At 43.5% G+C, this 23,989-nt stretch carries 18 protein-coding genes; 11 read left to right on the forward strand and 7 right to left on the reverse strand.

Annotation, left to right across the window (positions count from 1 at the left end; translation table 11 throughout):
- Positions 1 to 126: 126 nt before the first annotated feature.
- The gene (locus LC608_RS22455) at positions 127 to 1,410 is read left to right on the forward strand and encodes an ankyrin repeat domain-containing protein (RefSeq protein WP_229555622.1); all 1,284 of its coding nucleotides are present in this window, start codon (positions 127 to 129) and stop codon (positions 1,408 to 1,410) included.
- 420 nt (positions 1,411 to 1,830) lie between these two features.
- Positions 1,831 to 2,277, forward strand: a complete 447-nt coding sequence (locus LC608_RS22460; protein ID WP_229555623.1) for a DUF4332 domain-containing protein — start codon at positions 1,831 to 1,833, stop codon at positions 2,275 to 2,277.
- 57 nt (positions 2,278 to 2,334) lie between these two features.
- On the opposite strand, the gene LC608_RS22465 is transcribed toward LC608_RS22460, so the two are convergent.
- The gene (locus LC608_RS22465; protein ID WP_229555625.1) at positions 2,335 to 2,949 is read right to left on the reverse strand and encodes a TetR/AcrR family transcriptional regulator; all 615 of its coding nucleotides are present in this window, start codon (positions 2,947 to 2,949) and stop codon (positions 2,335 to 2,337) included.
- A 149-nt stretch (positions 2,950 to 3,098) separates the two neighbouring features.
- On the opposite strand from LC608_RS22465, the gene LC608_RS22470 reads away from it, so the two are divergent.
- The 3 genes from LC608_RS22470 to LC608_RS22480 all read left to right on the forward strand — a co-directional run bounded on the left by LC608_RS22470 (position 3,099) and on the right by LC608_RS22480 (position 7,302).
- Positions 3,099 to 4,754, forward strand: coding sequence for a pitrilysin family protein (locus LC608_RS22470; protein WP_229555627.1), 1,656 nt, complete (start codon positions 3,099 to 3,101; stop codon positions 4,752 to 4,754).
- 45 nt (positions 4,755 to 4,799) lie between these two features.
- Positions 4,800 to 6,317 carry a pitrilysin family protein gene (locus LC608_RS22475; RefSeq protein WP_229555628.1) on the forward strand — a complete coding sequence of 506 codons (1,518 nt, stop codon included), beginning with the start codon at positions 4,800 to 4,802 and terminating at the stop codon, positions 6,315 to 6,317.
- 346 nt (positions 6,318 to 6,663) lie between these two features.
- Complete coding sequence (locus LC608_RS22480) at positions 6,664 to 7,302, forward strand: Uma2 family endonuclease (protein WP_229555736.1); 639 nt, start codon at positions 6,664 to 6,666, stop codon at positions 7,300 to 7,302.
- 249 nt (positions 7,303 to 7,551) lie between these two features.
- Here the strand turns inward: LC608_RS22480 and rpmB are convergent, their stop codons facing one another.
- The 3 genes from rpmB to metH all read right to left on the reverse strand — a co-directional run bounded on the left by rpmB (position 7,552) and on the right by metH (position 13,688).
- Positions 7,552 to 7,788, reverse strand: a complete 237-nt coding sequence (gene rpmB / locus LC608_RS22485; RefSeq protein ID WP_109011633.1) for a 50S ribosomal protein L28 — start codon at positions 7,786 to 7,788, stop codon at positions 7,552 to 7,554.
- 145 nt (positions 7,789 to 7,933) lie between these two features.
- On the reverse strand, positions 7,934 to 9,922 hold the full coding sequence (gene htpG, locus LC608_RS22490) for a molecular chaperone HtpG (RefSeq protein ID WP_229555629.1): 1,989 nt from the start codon (positions 9,920 to 9,922) through the stop codon (positions 7,934 to 7,936).
- Positions 9,923 to 10,160: 238 nt separating this feature from the next.
- Entirely contained in the window at positions 10,161 to 13,688 is a 3,528-nt protein-coding gene (metH, locus tag LC608_RS22495; RefSeq protein WP_229555631.1) for a methionine synthase, read from the reverse strand.
- A gap of 628 nt (positions 13,689 to 14,316) precedes the next feature.
- Here metH and LC608_RS22500 point away from each other — a divergent pair.
- Positions 14,317 to 14,946, forward strand: a complete 630-nt coding sequence (locus LC608_RS22500; protein WP_229555633.1) for a DUF4126 domain-containing protein — start codon at positions 14,317 to 14,319, stop codon at positions 14,944 to 14,946.
- 59 nt (positions 14,947 to 15,005) lie between these two features.
- Here LC608_RS22500 and LC608_RS22505 read toward each other — a convergent pair whose 3' ends face one another.
- Positions 15,006 to 15,209: a hypothetical protein gene (locus LC608_RS22505; protein ID WP_229555634.1), complete on the reverse strand. Its 204-nt coding sequence runs from the start codon at positions 15,207 to 15,209 to the stop codon at positions 15,006 to 15,008.
- Between the two features lie 149 nt (positions 15,210 to 15,358).
- On the opposite strand from LC608_RS22505, the gene LC608_RS22510 reads away from it, so the two are divergent.
- Positions 15,359 to 15,631 (forward strand): hypothetical protein, encoded by a 273-nt coding sequence (locus LC608_RS22510; RefSeq protein WP_229555635.1) that lies wholly within the window; start codon positions 15,359 to 15,361, stop codon positions 15,629 to 15,631.
- 434 nt (positions 15,632 to 16,065) lie between these two features.
- Entirely contained in the window at positions 16,066 to 16,944 is an 879-nt protein-coding gene (locus tag LC608_RS22515; RefSeq protein WP_229555636.1) for an N-acetylmuramoyl-L-alanine amidase, read from the forward strand.
- A gap of 125 nt (positions 16,945 to 17,069) precedes the next feature.
- Here the strand turns inward: LC608_RS22515 and ribBA are convergent, their stop codons facing one another.
- Positions 17,070 to 18,743 (reverse strand): bifunctional 3,4-dihydroxy-2-butanone-4-phosphate synthase/GTP cyclohydrolase II, encoded by a 1,674-nt coding sequence (gene ribBA / locus LC608_RS22520; protein ID WP_229555637.1) that lies wholly within the window; start codon positions 18,741 to 18,743, stop codon positions 17,070 to 17,072.
- Positions 18,744 to 19,094: 351 nt separating this feature from the next.
- Here ribBA and argC point away from each other — a divergent pair, with 351 nt between their 5' ends.
- Entirely contained in the window at positions 19,095 to 20,153 is a 1,059-nt protein-coding gene (argC, locus tag LC608_RS22525; protein ID WP_229555638.1) for an N-acetyl-gamma-glutamyl-phosphate reductase, read from the forward strand.
- 95 nt (positions 20,154 to 20,248) lie between these two features.
- Here the strand turns inward: argC and eno are convergent, their stop codons facing one another.
- Positions 20,249 to 21,538 (reverse strand): phosphopyruvate hydratase, encoded by a 1,290-nt coding sequence (eno, locus tag LC608_RS22530; protein WP_229555639.1) that lies wholly within the window; start codon positions 21,536 to 21,538, stop codon positions 20,249 to 20,251.
- 258 nt (positions 21,539 to 21,796) lie between these two features.
- On the opposite strand from eno, the gene gloA reads away from it, so the two are divergent.
- Positions 21,797 to 22,183, forward strand: coding sequence for a lactoylglutathione lyase (gene gloA / locus LC608_RS22535; protein WP_229555640.1), 387 nt, complete (start codon positions 21,797 to 21,799; stop codon positions 22,181 to 22,183).
- Positions 22,184 to 22,322: 139 nt separating this feature from the next.
- On the forward strand, positions 22,323 to 23,534 hold the full coding sequence (locus tag LC608_RS22540) for a transposase (RefSeq protein ID WP_229555641.1): 1,212 nt from the start codon (positions 22,323 to 22,325) through the stop codon (positions 23,532 to 23,534).
- The last annotated feature ends 455 nt before the right edge of the window (positions 23,535 to 23,989 follow it).

Here is a 23,989-nt window from a genome sequence, read left to right on the forward strand (position 1 = left end):
ACGGGGCTTTGAACCCATTTTTCTGGTAAATTTTAAATTGCATAAACCTCTTGCCAAAGTGGATAAACAATCTCAGACTAAATTTTGAGGGTAGACGAACAAAACCCCCTGTGTGGGATCTCATCCATGACTGAAAACAATGATACTTTGCTGCTACAAGCAGCTAAAAATGGGGATATTAAGCATCTGAGTGCGCTACTGGCTGCTGGTGCGAGGGTTGACGCGTGCGATCGCCTTGGCACGACGGCGTTAATGTTTGCTGCTAATTTAGGCTACACCGAAATTGTGCGATCGCTATTAAATGCTGGGGCAAATATTAACTTGCACAGAAAACTCTATGGTTTGACAGCTTTGATGTTGGCGGCTAGTGCTAAACAGCTTGACATTTTGCCGCTTTTACTATCTAAAGGTGCTGATGTCAATGCAACTAATGAAGATGGCAGCACAGCTTTAATGGCAGCTGTAGTTAAAGGTCATGTCGATGTAGTGCGAGTTTTATTGGCTGCTGGTGCAAAGGTGAATATCGCAGATAAAGATGATGATACTGCGTTGAAACTCGCCGTTAAGCAGGGACAAATAGAAGTTTTACAAGCAATTCTCCAAACTGGTATCGATGTCAATATCCGAGATGAGGAAGGTGAGACACTCTTAACATTAGCGGCAGATTTGGGACATCTAGAGGTTGTGGAAGCACTGCTAGCAGTCGGGGCTAATGTGAATGTGAAAAACGCCGATGGTGCAACTGCCCTATCGGCAGCAGCTGCTGCTGGACATAGTGCGATCGCAGCAGCTTTACTAAATCGAGGTGCTGAAATTAATCTCCAAGACCAAGATGGTGAAACAGCCCTACACCTTGCCGTTGTGGAAGGCTACATTGATGTTGTGCAAGTGTTACTTAACAGGGGTGCAGATGTCCAAATTAGGAACCACCTGGGTGATACGCCACTGCTTGTAGCAGCATTGCAGGGACACAGCCATATCGTCGAAGCATTGTTGCATTCCGGGGCAGATATTGCTGAGAAAAACCTCGGTGAAGTACCTTTGACGTTGGCTGCATCACAGGGACACACCCAAACAGTAAAAGTACTGCTACACTATGGTGCTGATGCCAACACTGCGAACGATGATGGCAAAACTGCTTTGATCAAGGCAACCGAACGCAAGCACACGGAGATAATACACTTGTTGCTGGCAAATGGGGCAGATGTGAATTTTCAAGACTCAGCGAAGGCAACAGCATTGATGTGGGCTGCCTCAGTAGGTTACGGCGAAATTGTGCAGTTGTTACTCCAAGCTGGGGCAGATGTGAATTTGAAAAACCGGGGTGGTTATACTGCTTTAATGATTGCAGAATTTAATGGTTATAAAAATGTGGTGCGGAGCCTGCAAAAAGCTGGGGCGCAAGAATAGCTAATAGCCATCTAAAATCTTTTGTTTCCTGATTTGCCAGACAATAATAATTCTTCTGACTTATCATTTTTTTCAAATTGTCCACCACGAATGAGTTGCACAGTTTTTTTTGTCCATGCGACAAAATCTGTTTCATAGGGACTTCCAAATAAAAAAATATACCATCGCTATAGAGGCAGGGGGCAGGGAGCAGGGGGAGAAAAAATCGTTTTGATTCCAAAAATTGGATAATTTATTTTTTGGAGTTCCCATATAACTGGGCTGTGCTTCTCGGAATCGGGGTCATAAACTTCCTGCAATCACCGTATACGAGCAAAATTGGAGAGATTTTACCTCCATTTTAATGTCAGACGCGATGCGAGGCGATCGCGTCTTCTTCCTGTCACAATATCTAAATAAGCCTATATTTTAATTTCAAAAATGTCTGCTAAAAATACAAATAATCAAAGTCGTATCCAATCTCGTGACTGGCCAATTGAGCAATTACCTGGACTAAGCCACGAGGAACAATCTCAATTGCACGATTGTGGAATTCCTAGTACAGTAGCGCTAATCAAACAAGGGAAAACTCTAGAGAAAAGACTAGCATTAGCAAATAAACTACAGATTCATCTTCAGTATGTAAATAAATGGATGGCTTTAGCTGACTTAGCGCGTATTCCCAGTGTAGGCATACAATATTGTGGTTTATTGCTCCATGCAGGTATTGGTTCAGTTGCACAGTTAGCTCAGACTCCCACTCACAGATTGCACCAACAAATTATGCGCTTGCAGGTAGCAACAATGCAGCGACGAGATTTGTGTCCAGCGATTGAATTAGTACAACAGTGGAGTCAGCAAGCGAAAATAGTGGGGAGTGGGGAGTAGGGAGTGGGGGATGAGGGAGCAGGGGAAGTAGAGGGGAAATAACCAATGCCCAATTCCTTAATCTTTGGCTAAAACACCATTAAGGAAGATATCAGCAAGTCCTTCTGCCATTTCCTGCATTTGTTGAGGGGAAGCGTCAGGTTCCATGATGGTGTTGTTGGAAAAACCTGCGATCGCAAACATTCCTAAAAAAACTTTGGCTACCAGCTTGGCATCCATTTTGCGATAAATGCCTTTATCCATCGCTGTTTGAAAAAATGCTTCGCCCACATCGGACATTTTGGTAATGACTTCTAATTGAATGCGATCGCGCAAGTCGGGGTGAAACTGCACCTCCATAAAACAAACGCGCATTAAATCGGCATTTTTTTGGAAATTCCACATCCGGCGACGCATCACCTGAGCTACGGCTTTATAGCTGCCCATTTCACTTAATTCTGTTAGCAAATCTGTGAGAATCTCCACCCATCCACTCGTCGCTACTTCCACCAAAATTGCCTTTTTATTGGGAAAATGACGAAATAGAGTGCCTTCAGCTACACTTGCCGCCTGTGCTAAATCGCGGGTAGTAGTGCCGTCAAATCCCTGAGCGGCGAACAACCGTTGTGCTGCCTGTAAAATCCGGGTGCGTGTCTGAGCTTCTGAGGGTGGGGAAGAATTAAAAACTCGCATAACAGTTAAGGTGAGATTTGCGGAACACGATTTGTAGCATTATTGTCTAACGTCAAGTAAAAAAGCCTAACAAGCTTAATACAAGATTAACGTCTTTTTGCTACGTACCTAGTTTTTTAGGTAGTGTAACTTTATCTTAATTTGCGCTTATGAACCAGATCAGTCGGTCAATTTTAGATTTTAGATTGGGGATTTTGGATTGGTCAGATAAAGTATCTGTCATATTGCGGCGGTTGTTTGTCGCTTCGTTGGCTTTGATTATCCTCTGGTGCGGATTGCTGCCAGAAATTGCTCTGGCTCAAACTCAGACCGCACCCCCTCCCCAAAGAGTGCTGCAACCTACAAAAACTCAAACTCCACCAGTTCAAAGTTCGATTCAACCTTATCTGAATCGAGTTATCAAGGAGTTAACGGAGTTTCGCCTCGACAATGGTCTTAAATTCATTGTCTTGGAACGACATCAAGCGCCTGTAGTTTCTTTTATTACTTATGCTAATGTCGGTGGTGTAGATGAGCCAGATGGCAAAACTGGTGTAGCTCACTTTCTAGAACATTTGGCGTTTAAAGGTACAACGCGAATTGGTACAGAAGACTACAAGGCAGAAAAACCTCTATTAGAAACCTTAGAACGGTTGGATGCTGAAATTAAAACAGCGAAAGCCGATGGCAAAAAAGATGAGGTTGCTCGGTTAGAAGCTGAGTTTAAGCAAGTGGAATCGCAAGCAGGCAAGCTTGTTAAGCAAAACGAATTGGGTCAAATTGTCGAACAAGCGGGAGGTGTGGGTTTAAATGCCAATACTTCAACTGAAGCTACCCGTTATTTGTACAGTTTTCCTGCTAATAAGCTGGAACTTTGGATGTCGCTGGAGTCGGAACGATTTCTCGATCCTGTAATTCGTCGTGAGTTTTATAAAGAGAAAGATGTAATTTTAGAAGAACGACGGATGCGGATAGAGAATTCACCTATTGGATTGATGGTGGAGAAATTTATTGATACTGCTTACAAAGTTCATCCATACAGGCGGCCGGTGATTGGTTATGACGAAGATATCCGCAACTTGACACCTGAAGATGTGCAAAAGTTTTTTGATACTCACTACGTACCAAGTAATTTAACCATTGCCATTGTCGGAGATGTTAACCCGACTGAGGTAAAAAAACTGGCGCAAACTTATTTTGGCCGCTATCCGGCAAAAACCAAAGCTGTTGAAGAAATCCCGGTGGAACCGTCACAACAACAAACACGGGAAGTTACTTTACAGTTACCTTCTCAACCCTGGTATTTAGAAGGTTATCATCGTCCGGCAATTACCCATCCAGATAATGCAGTCTATGAAATCATTGGCAGTTTATTAAGTAATGGACGCACATCGCGGTTGTATAAGTCTTTGGTAGAAAGGCAACGTTTGGCGCTAAATGCTCAAGGTTTTAGCGGATTTCCTGGAGATAAATACCCAAACCTGATGTTATTCTATGCTCTCACGGCTCCTGGTCATACGGTTGATGAGTTGGCGGTAGCTTTGCGCCAAGAAATTGACAAATTAAAAACTGAGCCTGTAGCTAGGGTTGATTTGGAACGAGTGAAAACCCAAGCAAGGGCGGGTTTGTTACGTACCCTCGATTCAAATATGGGGATGGCTCAACAATTGTTGGAATATGAGGTGAAAACTGGCTCTTGGCGGAATTTGTTTAAGCAGTTGGATGATATTTCGGCGGTGACAACGGCTGATATTGTGCGGGTGGCAAAGGAGACGTTTACGCCGAAAAATCGCACGATTGGGAAGTTGTTGTCGAAAGAAGGATAAGAGAAACGAACCGCAGAGGCGCAGAGGGCGCAAAGGTAGAGAGATATGCAGAGGTTTAAGGTGAAGGGTAAAAGGCAGATAGCGTTGAAAATCAAAAATGGGAAAGGGTTAATTTATGCTTTGGTTGGTGTTTTTGCGTGTTTACTTTTAACTTGTAATTTTTCTCTGGCGGCGACGGCTGAGGCAAAGCACTATACTCAGTTGCAGCTACCAGCGCTACCTGAAATTAAGATACCAAAGTATGAGCGGTTTGTGCTTCAAAACGGCTTGATTGTCTATTTGATGGAGGATCACGAATTACCGTTGGTGAATGGAACGGCGTTTGTGCGGACAGGAAATCGCTTGGAACCACAACGAAAAGTTGGTTTAGCTGGTTTTACAGGCGCGGTGATGCGAACTGGAGGAACTAAGAAGCATTCGGCTGATGAACTCAACGAGATATTGGAACAACGCGCGGCATCTGTGGAAGCTAGTATTGGTGAAGCTTCTGGTGGTGCTAGCTTTGACGCACTGAGTGAAGATTTAGAAACGGTGTTTGGGCTGTTTGCCGAGGTGCTGCGATCGCCAGTATTTGCTCAAGAAAAGCTAGACTTGGCTAAGACACAGGCTAAGGGTGGCATTGCTCGTCGCAATGACGATCCAGATAGTATTGCTAGTCGAGAATTTAAGAAATTGATCTATGGGAAAGATAGTCCTTATGCTCGCACGATAGAGTATACAACGGTAGATCAGGTTGAGCGTGAGGATTTGCTCAAGTTTTATCAACAATATTTCCACCCCAATAATATGATTTTAGGGATTGTGGGGGATTTTGATTCCAAGAAAATGCGATCGCTCATTCAAGCTAATTTTGGCGACTGGAACCGCAACCCAGGCATTGCTAAACCTAAATTACCAAACGTTTCGCCAGCTAATCCAGGTGGAGTCTTTTTTGTCAATCAGCCACAATTAACACAAAGTAGTGTGCTTATTGGCCATTTAGGTGGACGGTTTGACAATCCTGATTATGCGGCGCTGGATGTATTGAATGGGGTTTTAAGTGGATTTGGTGGACGCTTATTTAATGAAGTGCGATCGCGTCAAGGTTTAGCTTACTCTGTTTATGGCGAGTGGAGTCCTCGCTACGACTATCCTGGCATGTTTATTGCTGGTGGACAAACGCGATCGGATGCTACCGTCCAGTTTGTTAAAGCCTTACAAAGTGAAATCAAGCGTATCCAAACTCAAAGAGTTACAGCAAAAGAACTCGCTTTTGCCAAAGAGTCTACACTCAACTCCTTTGTATTTAACTTTCAAGACCCTGGTCAAACCTTATCACGGTTGATGCGATACGAATATTACGGCTATCCTGCTGATTTTCTCTTTCGCTATCAAAAAGCCGTCGCCGCCACCACAGCTGCTGATGTGCAACGAGTAGCACGAGAATACCTCAAGCCAGAAAAGATAGTAACTCTAGTGGTAGGGAATCAAACCGCTATTCAACCGCCATTGACGCAGCTAGCAGTAAAGGTGACACCAATAGATGTAACGATTCCTGGTTCGCAACCACAGGTGAAGAATTAATTTGCGCTATTAACAAGGTATCCTCCTCTAGATTTGCTGGCAATCAGCGTGATGTTATGCGTACTTGTGATAATTTCGGTCATTATCGGGAAATGACTGAGGAGAAATTGTAGTAAGCAGTAGAAACTAAATCAGGAACCAAAGCCTCTGGAGTTTCCAGAGGTTTTTTTTTAAATTACACTTTTTTAGGAGCGATCGCCCCATACACTTCAATAAAGAGCTTTTTAAGCAGGCGATATCTGACGGCAAACTGCTGTGTATCCAAGCATCGGAAAATTGCAGCAAACAATTGTTGCATTAACTGGAGTAAGCTAAATTTACGTTTGAGCTACTGGGAGTGGAGATGATGTTGTTGGAATTAAAGCGCATCCATGTTCCACCAGGACAAAGAGTGCTACTGCGAGATGTAACCTGGCAGGAATTGGAAGCAATTCTAGAAGATTTAGGAGAGCATCGTGCTGCACGAATTGCTTATGACAGGGGAATACTGGAGATTATGGCACCACCGCCAGAACATGAATATGACAAAGAAATTATTAGTGATTTAGTCAAAGCGCTTCTGGAAGAGCTAAATACTGAGTTTATCAGCCTTGGCTCTACCACTTTCAAAAATCAAGTAATGGCTCAAGGTATAGAACCTGATCAATGTTTCTATATAAAAAATGAAGCCAAGATTCGTGGCAAGAAGCGACTAGATTTAACAGTAGATCCTCCTCCAGATTTAGCTCTAGAAGTTGATATTACTTCTCGCACTCATCCTAATATCTATGAAGCTTTAAAAGTACCTGAGCTTTGGCGTTTTGATAAAGGAAAGCTCCAAATTAATGTTCTGCAAGACGGACATTATGTAGAGTCTCAGCAAAGCCTAAATTTTCCTAAATTTAAACTACTTGAAACGATTCCCCAATATCTAGAGCAAAGTACAACAGCAGGCAAAAATGCAACACTCAAAGCTTTTCGTCTTTGGGTACAAAAGCAGATATAACAGTAAGACTGAATAATTCGTAATTGATTTTGGGTACAGAGCCAATACGGTTCAGTTAAGGAAAGAGACACGATAAATCGCCATCTTTACAATAATTAGTTTTTTGTAGAGACGGCGATTTATCGCGTCTTTGTGATATATAATTTTCATCAAAAAAATCCGAAGCGTATTAAAAAGCCTACTACTCAATATGTAATTAGCATTAGGGGCGCACAGCTACCTGTACGCCCCGAATCACCTGTATTTCACTTAGTAATGATTTAGGTTAATACCAGCTTCTTTTGCCATTGCTTCTAACCCATTAATTTGTAGGGTTTTGATTGCTTTGGTAGACAACTTTAACTTCACCCAACGATTTCCAGCTTCCCACCAAACACGCTTGCTTTGCAGATTAGCGTGCTGAAGGCGTTTAGTACGGCGGTGGGAGTGGGAAACAGCAAAGGCGTTATTTGCCTTCTTACCAGTTAGTTCACAGCGACGCGACATAGCAAGTATCTCCAGATTGTTATTTTAATACAGCCTTTCCATTTTAGGTCTTAGGCAACAGAAGTGGGGAGTGGGGAGATGAGGGAGCAGGGGAAGCAAGGGGAGAAATAACTCCTAACTCCAAACTCCTAACTCCTAACTATTCTTACTTACTAGCTTGTTCTGTCAACTTGGTAAGTACCTCATTCGATCGCTCGACGAAAGATTTCATCCCTTCAGCGTCAAATCCTTTCTGAGACATCAGCGCTAAATCGTAAACGTGTTGGCAAATCAAGTTCACTAACTGATCTGTAGGCGATTGACCGTCACCTTGAATAATACTACCTTGGTTAAGATTTGCCAGATTTTGAATCAACGGGTGAGCAGTATTCACCAGCAAAACGTGATCTTCGGGAAATTCTACTGACTGCTGCTGCATCATCATGGCGTTCATTTCCCGCATACGGCGGAGAATCTCTGGTAGAAGCACGATCGCAGGTGGTGTACCATGAGGATCGTCTGATTTTAAAGCTTCGGTGCGGATATTGAGTTTGGGTTTATTGAGAGATTTCTCAAATAACTCTTTGATTGTCTCACTCCGAGTTTTATTCGTCTTGGGATCGACAATTTCCTTATCTTTATCTTGTTCCAGCAGAGTATTATCTAAATCTGAGTCTACGCGCGTAAACTTCACATCCTGATATTCCCGTTCTAGGAAGTTGATAAAGTGGGTGTCGATGAAGGAGTCCATAAACAGGACTTCCAAGCCTTGATTTTTGTGCAGTTCTATGTATGTAGCTTGGGTTGCTTCATCAGTGCTGTAGAAAACCCGGTTTTCGTTACGTTCTTTGTTACGTTCTAGATACTCTTTCAGCGTGGTGTAAGGAGCGCTGGGTGCTGAGTCAGAACTGGGTGAAGGAGTAACATCTTGCCAAGCATCCCCGTCTGAAGACTGAACTTCAACTACTGGAGTTTCAGCAGCAACTTTTTCTGTCAGTTTGGCGGTGGTGCGGAAGACGATGATATCTTCAATTTGTTTTTTGAATTTCTCGTCGTTGAGAACGCCGAATTTTACAAAAGTACCAAGATCCTTCCAAGCGCTAATGTATTGTTCGCGGTTGTCGCGGAAAAGTTCTTTGAGGCGATCGCCTACTTTTTTGGCAATGTAATCACCAATTCTCCGCACGGTGCGATCGCCTTGCAAAGCACTACGCGATACGTTCAGAGGAATATCGGTACTATCAATCACACCCCGCATTGGAGTCAGAAATTGCGGGATAATTTCTTCGCAGTTGTCGCTAACAAAAACTTGATTGCAAAATAGCTTGATTTGCCCTTTCGTAACATCTACATCCGGCCTCATTTTCGGGAAATATAGAATCCCGTTGATGATAAAGGGATAGTCAGTATTTAAATGTACCCACAACAGAGGTTCTTCCTGAAAAGGGTACAAGTAGCGGTAAAACTCTAAATAATCTTCTTGACTCAGATTACTCGGAGACTCTCGCCACGGTGCTTTTTGCTTATTTAATACTTCACCTTCCAGTTTTATCGGTACTGGCAAGAAATCACAGTAGGTCTTGACAAGATTCTTGATCCGTGCAGACTCTAAAAACTCCTCTTCTTCTCCTTGCAGGCTAAGAGTAATAGTAGTGCCGCGAGTTGTCCGGGGCGATTCTTCTAGGGTGAAAGCTGGGGAACCATCGCAAGTCCAGTGAACTGCCTGCGCTCCTTCTTGGTATGACAGCGTATCAATTTCTACCTTTTGCGCCACCATGAAGGAAGAGTAGAAACCAAGTCCGAAGTGACCAATTATCGGTTGATCTGATTTGCCTTCATATTTATGAATAAATTCTTCAGCACTAGAGAAGGCAACTTGATTGATATATTTCTTAACTTCATCTGCGGTCATCCCGATACCGTTATCGGAGATGGAGAGAGTTTTCTTATCTTTGTCAATGGCAATTTCAATTTCTGGTTCGCCGATATCTCCAGCATAGTCTCCGGCGCGGGATACCATTTTCAGCTTTTGGATGGCGTCTACAGCGTTGGATACCAGTTCCCGCAAGAAGATTTGGTGGTCTGAGTAAAGCGATTTTTTAATGATCGGGAAAATATTCTCAGTATGAATACTGATAGTGCCTTGTTCTAGCATAATTGGTAATTCTTCGATGTTAGTATCTGAAATGATGATAGTGGTTAATACAGCGTAACCCTCTGTTTCCCAGAATAAACCCGGAGAATAAAGAAGGGCACGATACCAATTAGGATTTTAAAAGCATAGCTTAGGCGATCGCACCTTTTTTGAGCGTTGTTTGCCCCCATTTTCTTATTCGGATTTCCCTACCCCTTCAATCCTCGCCGGAAGTGAGGCGAGGGAATGGGGTAGAATTCTACGCGCTAAAGTATTTTGCTAACGGGTGGTAAGCAATAATCGCAGTAGTAGACTGCTCTGGATAAAGTTGTTCACTTTCATCCATATACAAGTTAATCCTGTCAGTCTGCAATAACTCCAGTTGCTTATACTGGTCTTGGATATTTGGACAAGCTGGATACCCAAAACTATACCGTGAGCCACGATAGCGTTGTGCTAATATATCCCGAATATTGTCAGGTTCCTCAGCAGTAAAACCTAACTCGCGGCGGATTCTGGCGTGTGTCCATTCAGCCACAGCCTCTGCAACCTGCACCGCCATTCCGTGGAAATACAGATAATCAGTGTATTGATTGGCAGCAAACAGCTTTTGGGCGAACTCTGTGGCAATTTCACCTACAGTCACCGCCTGCATGGGGAAGACATCAATAATTCCCGATTCCTTCGGTGCAAAGAAATCTGCTATGCACAGCCGCCTTAAAGACTTCTGTCTGGGAAACTCGAAAGTCGCAACCTGTTGTGATTGACTTTCTGAGTCATATATATGTAGAGAATTGCCCTCGGCTTGACAAGGGAAATACCCATAAATCACTTGGGGATGTAACAGATTCTCCTCAATAATTCGCTGTTTCCAAGTTTCTAAAATTGGGTATACTTTCTCAGCCAAGAAAGCCTGATATTCTTCCTTAGATTGTTCCTTTGGTTTGCGGAATTGCCATTGTCCAGCAACTAAAGCTTGTAAATCTAAGTGCCAGAATATTTCCTCGATGGGAATATCACTAGGCTGCAACAACTTCGTTCCCCAGAAAGGTGGCGTGGGACGTTCAATATCTATCGCCACGGCTTCGGAACGTCTCGTATCTACTACTTTTGGTTCAGCAGATGTTTTTTCAGCAGTTGTAGCTTTTGGTTCTTTGTGACCATTTGTCGAAACTTCAGCCGTTTCGACTTCATTCAAAAATCCCTGCAAATCTTCCCAGTTATTAGTTGCCTTTGCTGGCATTAATTTATCCATGAAGTGCAAGTCAGAAAAGGCATCTTTGCCATAAACAACTTTACCTTTATAGGTATTTTGGCAATCTTCATAGACAAACTTGGGAGTCAGCGCCGCACCACCTAATATCACGGGGACACTAATTCCCTTTTCGTTGAATACCTCCAAGTTCTCTTTCATGAAGGCGGTGGATTTTACCAGCAAACCACTCATAGCAATACAATCAGCTTTGTGCTGTTCGTAAGCGTTGATGATGTTTTCCACCGGCTGTTTAATTCCCAGGTTAATCACCTTGTAGCCGTTGTTGGATAAGATGATATCCACCAAGTTTTTACCAATGTCGTGGACATCGCCTTTGACTGTGGCAATGATAAAGGTTCCCTTGGCATTGTTGCCCGATTCTGATTTTTCCATGAACGGTTCTAGAAACGCAACAGCCGCTTTCATGGTTTCCGCAGATTGCAAGACGAAGGGTAGCTGCATTTGTCCAGAACCAAACAATTCCCCGACAACTTTCATGCCATCTAGCAGAAAAGTGTTGATAATCTCCAAGGGAGGATGTTCTTCTAAGGCTTTTTTGAGATGTTCTTCTAAGCCAATGCGTTCGCCGTCGATGATGTGGCGTTTGAGACGTTCTGGGATGGGGAGACTTTCATCTAAGGAGCGATCGCGTTTTGTCGTTACCCCAGCAAACACTGTGGTAAGCTCTCCCAAGGGATCGTAAACGCAAACATCACCCTCAAATTTCCGTTCGTCATAAATCAACTGGCGACAAATTTCTTGATGGCGGGCGTCAATCTTAGATAACGGTAAAATTTTGTTAGCACTGACAATCGCTGCATCCATTCCCGCCGTTGTTGCTTCGTGCAAAAATACCGAGTTCAGCACCATCCGCGAGGCTGGATTCAAACCAAAGGAAATATTGGAAACACCCAAAATCACATGACATCCAGGCAATTCTTCACGAATCCGCCGGATAGATTCAATTGTGGCTTTACCGTTTTCTCGGTCTTCTTCAATCCCGGTGGAAATTGGTAACGCTAGGGTATCAAAGAATATTTCTGTGGGTGGTATGCCATATTCTACAGCTTGACGGTATGCGCGTTGTGCGATCGCAAACTTTTTATCTGCTGTCCGCGCCATCCCATCTTCATCGATAGTACCAATAACTACACCAGCACCGTATTTTTTCGCTAACTCCAGCACCTTCAAAAAGCGCGGTTCTCCATCTTCATAGTTGGTGGAGTTCAGCAAACACTTACCACCGGCAACCTTTAAACCCGCCTCCATTTTTTCCCATTCGGTGGAGTCGAGCATTAAAGGTAATGTCACATTATTAACAATGCGCGAAACTAATTCGTGCATATCGCGCACGCCGTCGCGTCCTACATAATCGACGTTGACATCAAGGATATGTGCGCCTTCTTTGACTTGCGCCCTCGCCATTGAAACGAGTCCATCCCAATCTTCGCCATTTAGCAAATCGCGGCACTTCTTGGAACCACTGGCGTTGAGACGTTCGCCAACAATTAAGAAAGAATTATCTTGGTCGTAAGGCTGAGTTGTGTAAATTGATGCTGCTGCTGGTTCTAAGCTAGGATGCCTAACTTTTGGCTTTAGGTCTTTAGCAAGTTCTGCCAATTGTTGAATGTGTTCTGGACGTGTCCCACAGCAACCCCCGATCACTTGGACACCCAAATCTTCAACAAAATGCATCAATGACATCCGTAATTCCAACGGTGTCAGGCGGTAGTGCGCTTGACCGCCGACGTTCTCAGGTAAACCCGCGTTGGGTATACAGGAAACGATGAATGGTGAATGTTCTGCCAAATACTTGATATGTGGTTTCATCAAGTCTGGGCCTGTGGCGCAGTTTAGACCGAGAATATCTATTGGGTAATGTTCCAGAATTGTCACCACAGCGCTGATTTCTGAACCAACCAACATTGTGCCCATGCTTTCCATTGTCACAGACACCATCAACGGCCGGCGATCGCCTTTTTTGGCAAACACTTCTTCAATGGCATTCAGCGCCGCCTTAATTTGCAGCACATCCTGGCAAGTTTCCACCAGAAATAAATCAACACCACCATCCCACAGCGCCTCTGCTTGTTCAGCAAAAGTAGCTTTCATGGTGTCAAAGTCAATATGTCCCAAGGTAGGAAGTTTCGTTGTCGGGCCGATGGAACCTGCCACAAACCGGGGTTTTTCTGGCGTGGAAAATTCCGCAGCGACACGCTTGGCCAATTCTGCGGCTGTCTTGCTGAGGTAGTAGGCTTGGTCTGCTAAGTCATATTCTGCCAGCACCAGGGACGTACTACCAAAGGTATCCGTTTCAATCACATCTGCACCAGCAGCGAGAAAGTCTCGGTGAACCTTAGCAACAGCTTCGGGTTTCGTGTGGACTAAGTATTCGTTACAACCTTCATACTGTGGGCCGCCGAAGTCTTCAGCAGTGAGGTTTTGGGTTTGTAAGTTGGTTCCCATCGCCCCGTCGAAGACGAGGACTGGGCTATCTGGACTACGCAGGCGTTCAAGGAAAGAATGAGTCATATTTTCCTAGAATAAATGAGGAAATAAAGTGAGTCTTGTGATACTCGACTTACTTTATTATTTTCCAAGATTGTGATATTTTCGGCATCTTTTAATAAAGTCTGTTTTGCTGAAACTCACTATTGGCTCATTTCGACCTGATTTATCAACGTTGGTGGTAAGTCTGAAATAGCTGATTAACCAAGGTTTTACCCCACCCTAACCCTCCCCTTATAAAGGGGAGGGAACCAAATTTCCTATTTCCCCCCTTTATAAGGGGGGATTAAGGGGGGTAATTCGACTTGTGTGTACACCGTAGCCCGAAGAGCGGGGAGGGATTGGGGGTGGTTGTAATGACTGTGGTTAGCATAACTAAATTATGCGGACATGATATCACTCGTAGAGGTCGCTGGCTTACAAACAAAGCCCAGATTTGTAGGTTAGGTTTCGTTCTTCAACGCAACCTACATTGGAGCTATTTTTAGGCAAACCTACACGGTATTGATACAGGTGGGGTTTCACTGAATTCTACACATAGTCAGATGAAATATTTCCGCCAAGTTTCTTATCTTGGGATCACAGCTTAGAGTTGTTACTCCGTTCAGCTCAAAGATGGAAAAAACACCAGGAGTATAACTTGAGTCTTACTATGGATTTAAATTCTTTGTTCAATCTAAATACATTTATTGAATTATTACTGGGGATTAGTTTGAGCGCGGCGGCTGGCTTTCGAGTATTTGTACCACTGCTAGCATTGAGTGTGGCTTCAGTTTTTGGACATTTAGATTTGCCGACTAACTTTGATTGGGTGGAAACACCTCAAGCTGTAATTGTCTTTGCAGTCGCTTGTTTACTAGAAATTATCGGTTATTACATTCCTTGGTTGGATCATCTGCTGGATATTGTAGCTACCCCTGCGGCATTTATCGCCGGGACAATCGTCACAGCATCTGTTGCTCCAGAGATGAATCCACTGGCGCAATGGACGTTAGCTTTAGTTGCTGGTGGTGGAACCGCAGGATTAACTCAGGGATTAACGAATATATTGCGGATAAGTTCTACTGGCGTTTCTGGTGGATTAACCAATCCTGTTGTGTCAACCATTGAGTTGCTCGTCGCCATCGGACTTTCTGTACTAGCGCTAGCTTTACCAGTGGTAGCAGGAGTGATTGTGATTGGTTTTCTAATAATAGCTATTCAAAGAATCTGGAATTTCTTCTTGAGTAAACCATCTTCTCAAACTCCCGAAACCGCCTCTCCATCAAGAGAATTGGGATAAGTGCTTATGGATTTGTTGCCAATCCCGTTGAAGGCATGGGGACTCGACACAACACAACATCACCGCGCTGTAAGTTCATCAGCAAATACTTCGTCGTAAATGTCATTTTCAGGGCTTACCCAATTCTGATAAGCCTGAGATTCAACAGCAGGATTAGCAGATTTTTCACCATTCTTGAAAGAAAGAGCTAAATCAAGCAATGCTGATAACTGCTCATCATTCAGTTGTTCAATCAGACTTAGAAGTTCTTGACGAATATTCATGGAATTGCCGACTGCTAACTATATTCAATGTATGCCATAAAGCGATCGCCTGTAGGGTTGGTGATGTGTAGGCGTAGCCCGTCGTAGATATTGCAATTATAAAGCGATCATAGTCGTAGGATGTTTTAGCACGAAAGCGTAACGCACCTTTGATACTCGTAAATGAACCTCAAAGCTTCGTCGATGAACCTCAGAGCTTCGTGAATGAACCTCAAAGCTTCGTGAATGAACCTCAAAGCTTCGTGAATGAACCTCAAAGCTTCGTCGATGAACCTCAAAGTTTCGTGAATGAACCTCAAAGCTTCGTGAATGAACCTCAAAGCTTCGTCGATGAACCTCAAAGCTTCGTCGATGAACCTCAGAGCTTTGTGAATGAGTTTTTGAACTCCGTTAACGAGTCTTTGATACTCGTGAATGAGTGAATGTTATTGCGAGAATAGGGATGTCTACAACGGGCTACGCCTACGCACCCTGCTAATTTAAACATTACAGCCCTTTCTACGCAGATAGAACACATTAATCTAGTCCCATTCCCCATAACCCGCGATATATTAATCTGGTAAATATCGCTACAGAGTTGGTGAGGTTTGCAGATGACAAACGAAGAACTGTTGCAAATTATAGAAAAAGCTGCCAGGTTAGAAGCTAAAGGATAATATCTTTCTAAGCTGCTAATAGTTGGCTCATAACAGCACTATTGCAGGGTTTATAAACGTATATTTAACTAGAATTAAAGTATTATAGCGATTCTCGTTTAGATACCATAAGCGATAGGGGTTTACAGAAGTGCGCCCCTACGAAGGACACGCCAGTTTAGCTATAAATTAAAATCTACCGTTTTACGGCTATTAGAAAAATGAGGTTTAAAGACTGGGCGACTAGGGTGCTACTAATTTCGCTGATGTTCATGGCTTTAATTGTAGTGCTGCTAATTGGACGAGCGACAAAATTACACAATAATCCGACTACATCCCATATATCCAATCCACAGGTTACAGCCTGGAGTCAATATCCCCAAGCCCAATTCCAATCAGCGAAAGAGCCAGAGAAGAAATCTCAAAATGTTATCAAGTCCCCAGTCAAGATTAACAAGCCTGTAGCAAGGTACGCAACCACTCAAGCCTTTGCACAGTACAGACCTAATTATCAAGTTGTCTCAGTTAACCCAACTAACTATGGAGAACGTTACGCCCAAGATGCTAACGGCGTTCCTCTCAACAACCAACCAATTATCGTCCTCCATGAAACTGGTTATTCAGCTTCTAGCGCCATCAATTTTTTTCAAGTAGCCCATGACGATGAAAGTGTGCAAGCAAGTTACCACGCTTTAATCAAGTTAGACGGAACGGTGGTTTATCTAGTACCCCCAGAAAAGCGGGCTTTTGGTGCAGCTAACTCAGTATTTGATACTCCACAGGGAGTGGAAACTGTGCAGACTAATCCGAATTTGCCTGCGTCTGTGAATAATTTTGCTTATCATGTTTCTTTAGAAACACCGCCAGATGGTTATGACAGTAGCAGCCAACAAACCCATAGCGGCTATACGGAAGCTCAATATAATTCTCTTGCTTGGTTAATTGCTCAAAGTCAAGTCCCAGACGATCGCATCACTACGCACCATTTAGTAGACCGTTCTGGTAAAAAAGTTGACCCGATAAATTTTGATGGTAATAAATTTCTGAGCTTACTTAATACTTATCGTCAGATTAGACCAATATATAGAGTAAGTAAATAATTTAACGTGAGTGAGTTTGACAAACCTCTCCCTGGCTTGAACTAAAGTTCAAGTATGTCCCTCTCGCCCGTCGGAGAGGGAAAGGTTTTGTGTAGTAAAACCAGGGAGAGGTATATTGAACCAAGCTATTTGCTAAAGCTATAAATTTGCTGCGTCTCCAGGCGATCGCTAATCGATGAAGGTAGTGTACCATCCGAAAATGTCTGTCTATCCAGTTGGACTTGTAAATTACTCAAGGGATCGCAACCAGAAGAAATCAGAAATTCTAGTTTCTGGATGTAAGGCAAAGTTGCTAGGTTGTCTAGAATTTGGAAGATAGCCTGTATATAAGGATGACCACTTTGTTGATACCAATCGCAGCTAGCAACTTTTGCTTGATCAAAACCTAAGTGTACTGTCAAAGATGGCTCGTCAAATATAGCGATCGCTAATGGACGCGCTTCTTCTTGCAACAATAAATCATTACTTTTCGCTATGTGTCGCAGTTTTTCTAGGCGTTCATAACGTTCCGTCACAGCTTCCGGGTCATCTTGCCAATGAATTGCTACTGTTACCAGATAAGTCTGTAACAGCATGTGACCCAACTTTTTCGCCTTTGTCGCCAGGTAATAGGAATTGTAGTCATTGGCTTCAATTAACAATGGAACGCGATCAACTACTTCCATCCCATAGCCCTTAACTCCAGCAATTTTACGGGGATTATTTGTAATTAAACGTATCTTTTTAATCCCCAAATCCATCAGCATTTGTGCCCCCATGCCGTAATCTCGCAAGTCAGCCGGAAATCCCAAACGCTCATTTGCTTCTACTGTATCCAGTCCCATATCCTGCAATGAGTAGGCTTTCAGCTTGTTAATCAAGCCGATCCCCCGTCCTTCTTGACGCAGGTATACAACTACACCTTGACCCGCAGACTCAATCATTTTCAGTGCAGCTTGTAACTGCATCCGACAATCGCAGCGCAAAGAACCCAAAGCGTCACCAGTTAAGCATTCTGAGTGCATCCGCACCATGACTGCCTCATCTTTGAAGTTTGCTGGATCACCTTTGACAATTGCAACGTGTTCTGTGTTATCCAGGGTGTGGCGGTAGGCGTAAATTTCAAACTGACCGAATTCACTAGGCAGTTTGGTAACAACCTCTCGATACACTAGGCGATCATGTTGTAGGCGATAACTGATTAAATCCGCAATACTAATGATTTTTAAATTGTGACGTTTTGCATATTCGACTAACTGCTGCAACCGCGCCATTGAACCATCGGAGTTTTGAATTTCACAAATTACTCCTGCTGGGTATAGTCCTGCTAGTCGGGCTAAGTCCACAGCCGCTTCCGTATGTCCTGCGCGTTTGAGTACGCCTCCAGTTTTAGCCCGAATCGGGAAAATATGACCAGGACGACGTAAATCGGTTGGTTTTGTGGCTGGGTTGAGAGTAACCTGGATAGTGCGGGCGCGGTCTTCTGCTGATATGCCTGTGGTTACACCCAATTCTGGGCCGGCATCAATACTTACAGTGAAGGCAGTTTGGTTAGTATCTGTAATGTTGCTTACCATCAAGGGTAAGTCTAGCTCGTCTAGGCGATCGCCTGTCATTGCCAAACAAATCAGCCCTCTAGCTTGCACCGCCATGAAATTAATCATGTCGGGTGTGGCAAATTGGGCGGCACAAATTAAGTCGCCTTCATTTTCTCTATTTTCATCATCTACCACTACAATGACGCGACCAGCTTTTAGGTCTGCTAAGGCGGCATCAATCGAATCAAATTTAAAAGCTTGGTTAGTATTAGGCTGTGACACAGAAAGATTTCCAGCTACCAACGTAAATTTTTTTAACAATTTCTTCTTTTAGATTGTAGCTCCTTTATAAGGCAGAGGAGTAGACTAGCAATGATTTGATAACCTAGCAAAAATTTCTGCCCCTAAAATCGGGGTTTATTAATAGAGTGAGTGCAACGACAATCAAGGATGAACATGACAAGGGAGACAAGAGAGACAAATAAAATATTTGGCAATTTCGCCGTGTCACTCCTTGCCGGCGTCGGAAAAAACTAGAGGGGTTTCAGCTGTTTTGTACGCTGTGCGTCTAGTCGCTGATATTGTTGATAGCTGATAACGAATTCACCATTCATGGGATAAGGATTTCAGATCATGGGCAAATTTAGACGCGTACCCGTTGGGATTGTTGGCGCGTCGGGTTATGGCGGAGTACAGTTAGTACGGCTACTGATGGATCATCCAGAAGTCGAACTGGTTTATTTAGGCGATGAAAGCAGTAGCGGGAAATCCTTTGGGGATCTCTACCCGCATCTGGTTCATGCAACTAACCTGCTAATAGAAGCAGTAGAACCAGAAATAATTGCTCATCGCTGTGAAGTAGTTTTCCTGTCTTTACCAAATGGTCTAGCTTGCAAAATCGCGCCCAAACTGTTGGAAAAAGGATGTAAAGTACTAGATTTGAGTGCAGACTATCGGTTTAGTAATTTGACAACTTATACAAATTGGTATGGCATTGAGAGAAGCGATCGCACCATTGCAGCTACAGCAGTTTATGGATTACCAGAACTTTATCGCGATCGCATTGCCGAAGCTCAACTCATTGGCTGTCCTGGTTCCTATCCTACCGCTAGTCTCCTTGCACTTTCGCCACTCTTAAAGCAAGGTTTAATCGTGCCAGAAACAGCTATTATTGATGCCAAGTCTGGTACATCTAGTAGTGGACGACAACCTCAAACCAACTTATTACTAGCTGAAGCAGACAACTCTATAGCAGCTTACAATATTGGGCGTCACCGTCATACCCCAGAAATTGAGCAAATTTGCAGTGACTTAGCTGGTCACGAACTGATGATCCAATTTACACCCCACCTTATCCCAATGGTGCGCGGTATTTTGGCAACGGTATATGCCAAAATGAGCGATCCCGGTTTAGTGCGAGATGACTTAATCACCATTTTCTCAGCCTTCTACCGCAACTCTCCTTGGGTGAAAATCTGCGGTAGCGGCATCTATCCCCAAACCAAATGGGCTAATGGCAGCAATCTTTGTTATATCGGTCTAGAAGTTGACCCGCGCACAGGTCGCGTTATTGTCATGTCAGCAATTGATAATCTAATTAAAGGACAGGCGGGTCAAGCGATTCAGTGCCTAAACCTGATGATGGGCTGGGATGAAACTTTAGGGTTGCCCAAGTTGGGGTTTTATCCTTAAATCAGTTAGGAGCGGAGCCGGAGACGCTCCGCCTCCGGTTAGGAGTGATGAATTATGAATTAAAACTCCTAACTCCTAACTCTTAACTCCTAACTCTATTTAGGCCCTAACCCCACAGCACCAGCATAAACGGCGCGATCGCCTAGTTCATCTTCAATTCGCAGCAAACGATTATATTTTGCTACGCGTTCGCTGCGACACAGGGAACCTGTTTTAATTTGACCGGCACGGGTTGCTACCGCTAAATCAGCGATCGTTGTGTCTTCTGTTTCACCAGAACGATGGCTAATTACTGAACGGATACTGTTGCGAGTTGCTAAATCAATTGTTTCTAAGGTTTCGGTAAGAGAACCAATTTGATTGAGTTTAATCAAAATGGCATTAGCGGCTTTTTCCTGGATGCCTCTTTGCAAGCGAGTGGCATTGGTAACAAATAAGTCATCGCCTACCAATTGCACCCGCGAACCTAACTTCTGGGTAAGCAATTGCCAACTCTGCCAATCTTCTTCGTGTAAACCATCCTCAATTGACACAATTGGGTATTGGTCAACTAGTTGTCCTAAATAATCAATAAACTCAGCCGGGGCGTGAGGTTTACTATCGTAAACATACTGACCATTCTTGTAAAACTCACTAGCCGCCACATCCAACGCCAAAGCTACTTCTTCCCCTGGCTTGTAACCAGCTTTCTTAATGGCAGCAACCAGCAATTCCAAAGCCACCTGATTAGACTCTAGGTTAGGGGCAAAACCACCTTCATCGCCCACACCAGTGAGCAAACCTTTTTCATCCAATACTTGGCTGAGTGTAGCAAACACCTCTGCACCCCAGCGCAACGCTTCCCGGAAGGAAGTTGCGCCAATTGGGACAATCATAAACTCTTGAAAATCCACGTTATTTGATGCGTGTGCGCCACCGTTAATCACATTCATCAACGGCACTGGTAGCAAATTCGCTAAAGGCCCACCCAAATAGCGATATAGAGGAATTGCCAGAGACTCAGCACTAGCTTTGGCTGCTGCTAAGGAAACCCCCAAAATCGCATTAGCTCCCAAATTGGATTTGTTAGCAGAACCATCTATGGCGATCATTGTCCGGTCTAGCAATTCTTGGTTGAGGGCATCCAAGCCTAGCAATTGTGGTGCAAGTGCTTCTTTGACGTTTTGTACTGCCTTGAGTACGCCTTTGCCCCCATAACGGCTTTTATCGCCATCACGCAGTTCGTGAGCCTCAAAAGTGCCAGTAGAAGCACCACTGGGAACTTGTGCCAGTCCTACAACACCGTTGGCTAAATGAACTTCGGCTTCAATTGTCGGTCTACCGCGTGAATCAAGAATTTCACGGGCTGCGATCGCTTCAATGGCAGTATCTAGAAATTTACTCATCTGTACTTTATCCTTTGTTCGAGTGTGTTACGCATCCAGTCCAGTTGCCTAACCCAATCGCTAGCATAGGCGTTTAAGAGCCTTTATTGGCTGAGATTAAAGAAGATTTCCATTATATGGATAGGGATCAACGCTAAAAATGGGTAAGAGAGTGTTTATCCTGTCTTTTTCCTTGATCGCATTTCTACCTTCAGACTTTGAGCTAGGTAAAATATTGGCAGAGAATAACACTAAATCAATTACAGAGAAAAGGTCAATATGCGATTACTACATACAATGCTGCGGGTGGGCAACCTTGAAGAATCCTTAAAGTTTTACTGTGAACTTCTAGGTATGAAATTACTACGTCGAAAAGATTATCCAGGGGGAGAATTTACCCTGGCTTTTGTTGGCTACGGCGACGAAAGCGACAACTCGGTGATAGAACTAACCTACAACTGGGGGGTAGAAAAGTACGAATTGGGTAATGCTTATGGTCACATTGCCCTTGGTGTTGATGATATTTACGCTACGTGTGAGGAAATCCGTAATCAGGGCGGTAAAATCGTGCGCGAACCAGGCCCGATGAAACATGGTTCGACAGTAATTGCTTTTGTGGAAGATCCAGATGGGTATAAAATTGAACTGATTCAACTGAAAACTTAAGGTTCCGCAGTCAAACAGGAATCACAAGAGCAACTTGTGAGTCAGTAATTCTTATCGAAAAATTGGGTTTAAAACCCCGCCGTTCTAGGGCGGCTTTAATTAATACGATGTCTTACAGAATATCTGATAAAATGTAAGCATGACACAAAAAGCATTCAAGTACCGATTCTATCCAACTTCTGAGCAAGAAACATTGCTCAGAAGAACGATGGGTTGCGCTCGACTGGTTTACAACCGTGCTCTGGCCGCAAGGACACAAGCATGGTATGAGCATCAAGAGCGTGTCGGATACCCTGAAACTTCAACAATGCTAACCAATTGGAAAAAGCAAGAAGATTTGCAATTTCTAAATGAAGTTAGCAGTGTGCCATTACAGCAAGGCTTGAGGCATCTACAAACCGCATTTACTAATTTCTTTGCAGGACGGGCAAAATACCCGAACTTTAAGAAGAAGCATCATGGTGGTAATGCTGAATTTACTAAGGCTGCTTTCAAGTGGAAAGATGACAAAGTATTTCTAGCGAAATGCGCTCAACCCTTGGATATCCGATGGAGTCGGCAACTCCCAGAAAGTGCAGAGCCATCAACAATTACGGTGAAGCTCTCGCCCTCTGGACGCTGGACTGTTTCAATGTTTGTAGATGTTGTAATCGAGGCATTGCCTGAGTCTGGTAATCAAGTTGGTTTGGATTGGGGTATTACTAGCTTGATGTCTTTGAGTAATGGCGAAAAGATTGCTAATCCTAAAGCGTTTAAGGCTAAGTGTCGGAAATTGCGTAAAGTTCAAAAAGCTCTTAGCCGCAAGAAAAAAGGATCTAACAATCGCCACAAAGCAAAACTGAAAGTCGCTAAAGTTCATGCAGAAATTAGTGATGCTCGTAATGATTTTCTTCACAAGTTGACAACCCGACTGGTTCGAGAAAACCAATTGATTGCAGTCGAAGATTTGTCTGTGAAGAATATGGTCAAAAACCAAAAACTCGCTCTTTCGATTAGTGATGCTAGTTGGAGTAAAACGGTCAGTCAACTTGAATACAAGTGCAACTGGTATGGTCGTACTTTTGTCAAAATTGACCGATGGTTTCCTAGCTCTAAGCGATGTGGACATTGTGGACATATCGTTGATAAGTTACCTTTAAATATCAGAGAGTGGGACTGCCCTAAGTGCAGCACACATCACAATAGAGATGTAAATGCCAGTAAAAATATTTTGGCGGCAGGGCTTGCCGTGTCAGTCTGCGGAGCTAACGTAAGACCTGAAAGTGAATCACCTCAAGGGCTGTTGCGAAATACCCCTAAGGCTCGCCTTGAGCGCAGTCGAAAGGGAAAGAAACAGAAACCTAAATTGTAAAGTTTAGGAATCCCCGACCGTTTACGGCGGGGAGGATGTCAAAATTAAGAATATAAGTTAATACGCTTGGGTTCAGGCTTGAGCCTCTTTAAAAAGTTTGTCGTTACCCACATCTTTGTGACAGCCAAGGTGTAGCATTGGCGAACATACCTCCCAGAACTTAAGTTCTAGGCTGATAGCTGAAGTCCACTTAAGTGGACTGAAATTTTCCCTAACACAAAGAGTTTAGCCTAGGACTTACGCATTGACATAAAAGCAAAAATGACAGGTAGAGTTTTCAAGGCTTCTATCTAGGTTTTTCAATCATATTTTGGCTATCGCCAGCAATCAAAAGCAACCTCCAAAAGCCTGGAACAACGTATTTACGTTAATACACAAGATAGCTCTTTTGTACAGTGCGTAAGTCCTATAGCCATTGAAATCGCTTAAAATCTTATATTTAGTCCTCTTGAGAG

The sequence above is a fragment of the Nostoc sp. XA010 genome (genome assembly GCF_020829625.1).
In the GTDB taxonomy this organism is placed as follows: Bacteria; Cyanobacteriota; Cyanobacteriia; order Cyanobacteriales; family Nostocaceae; genus Nostoc.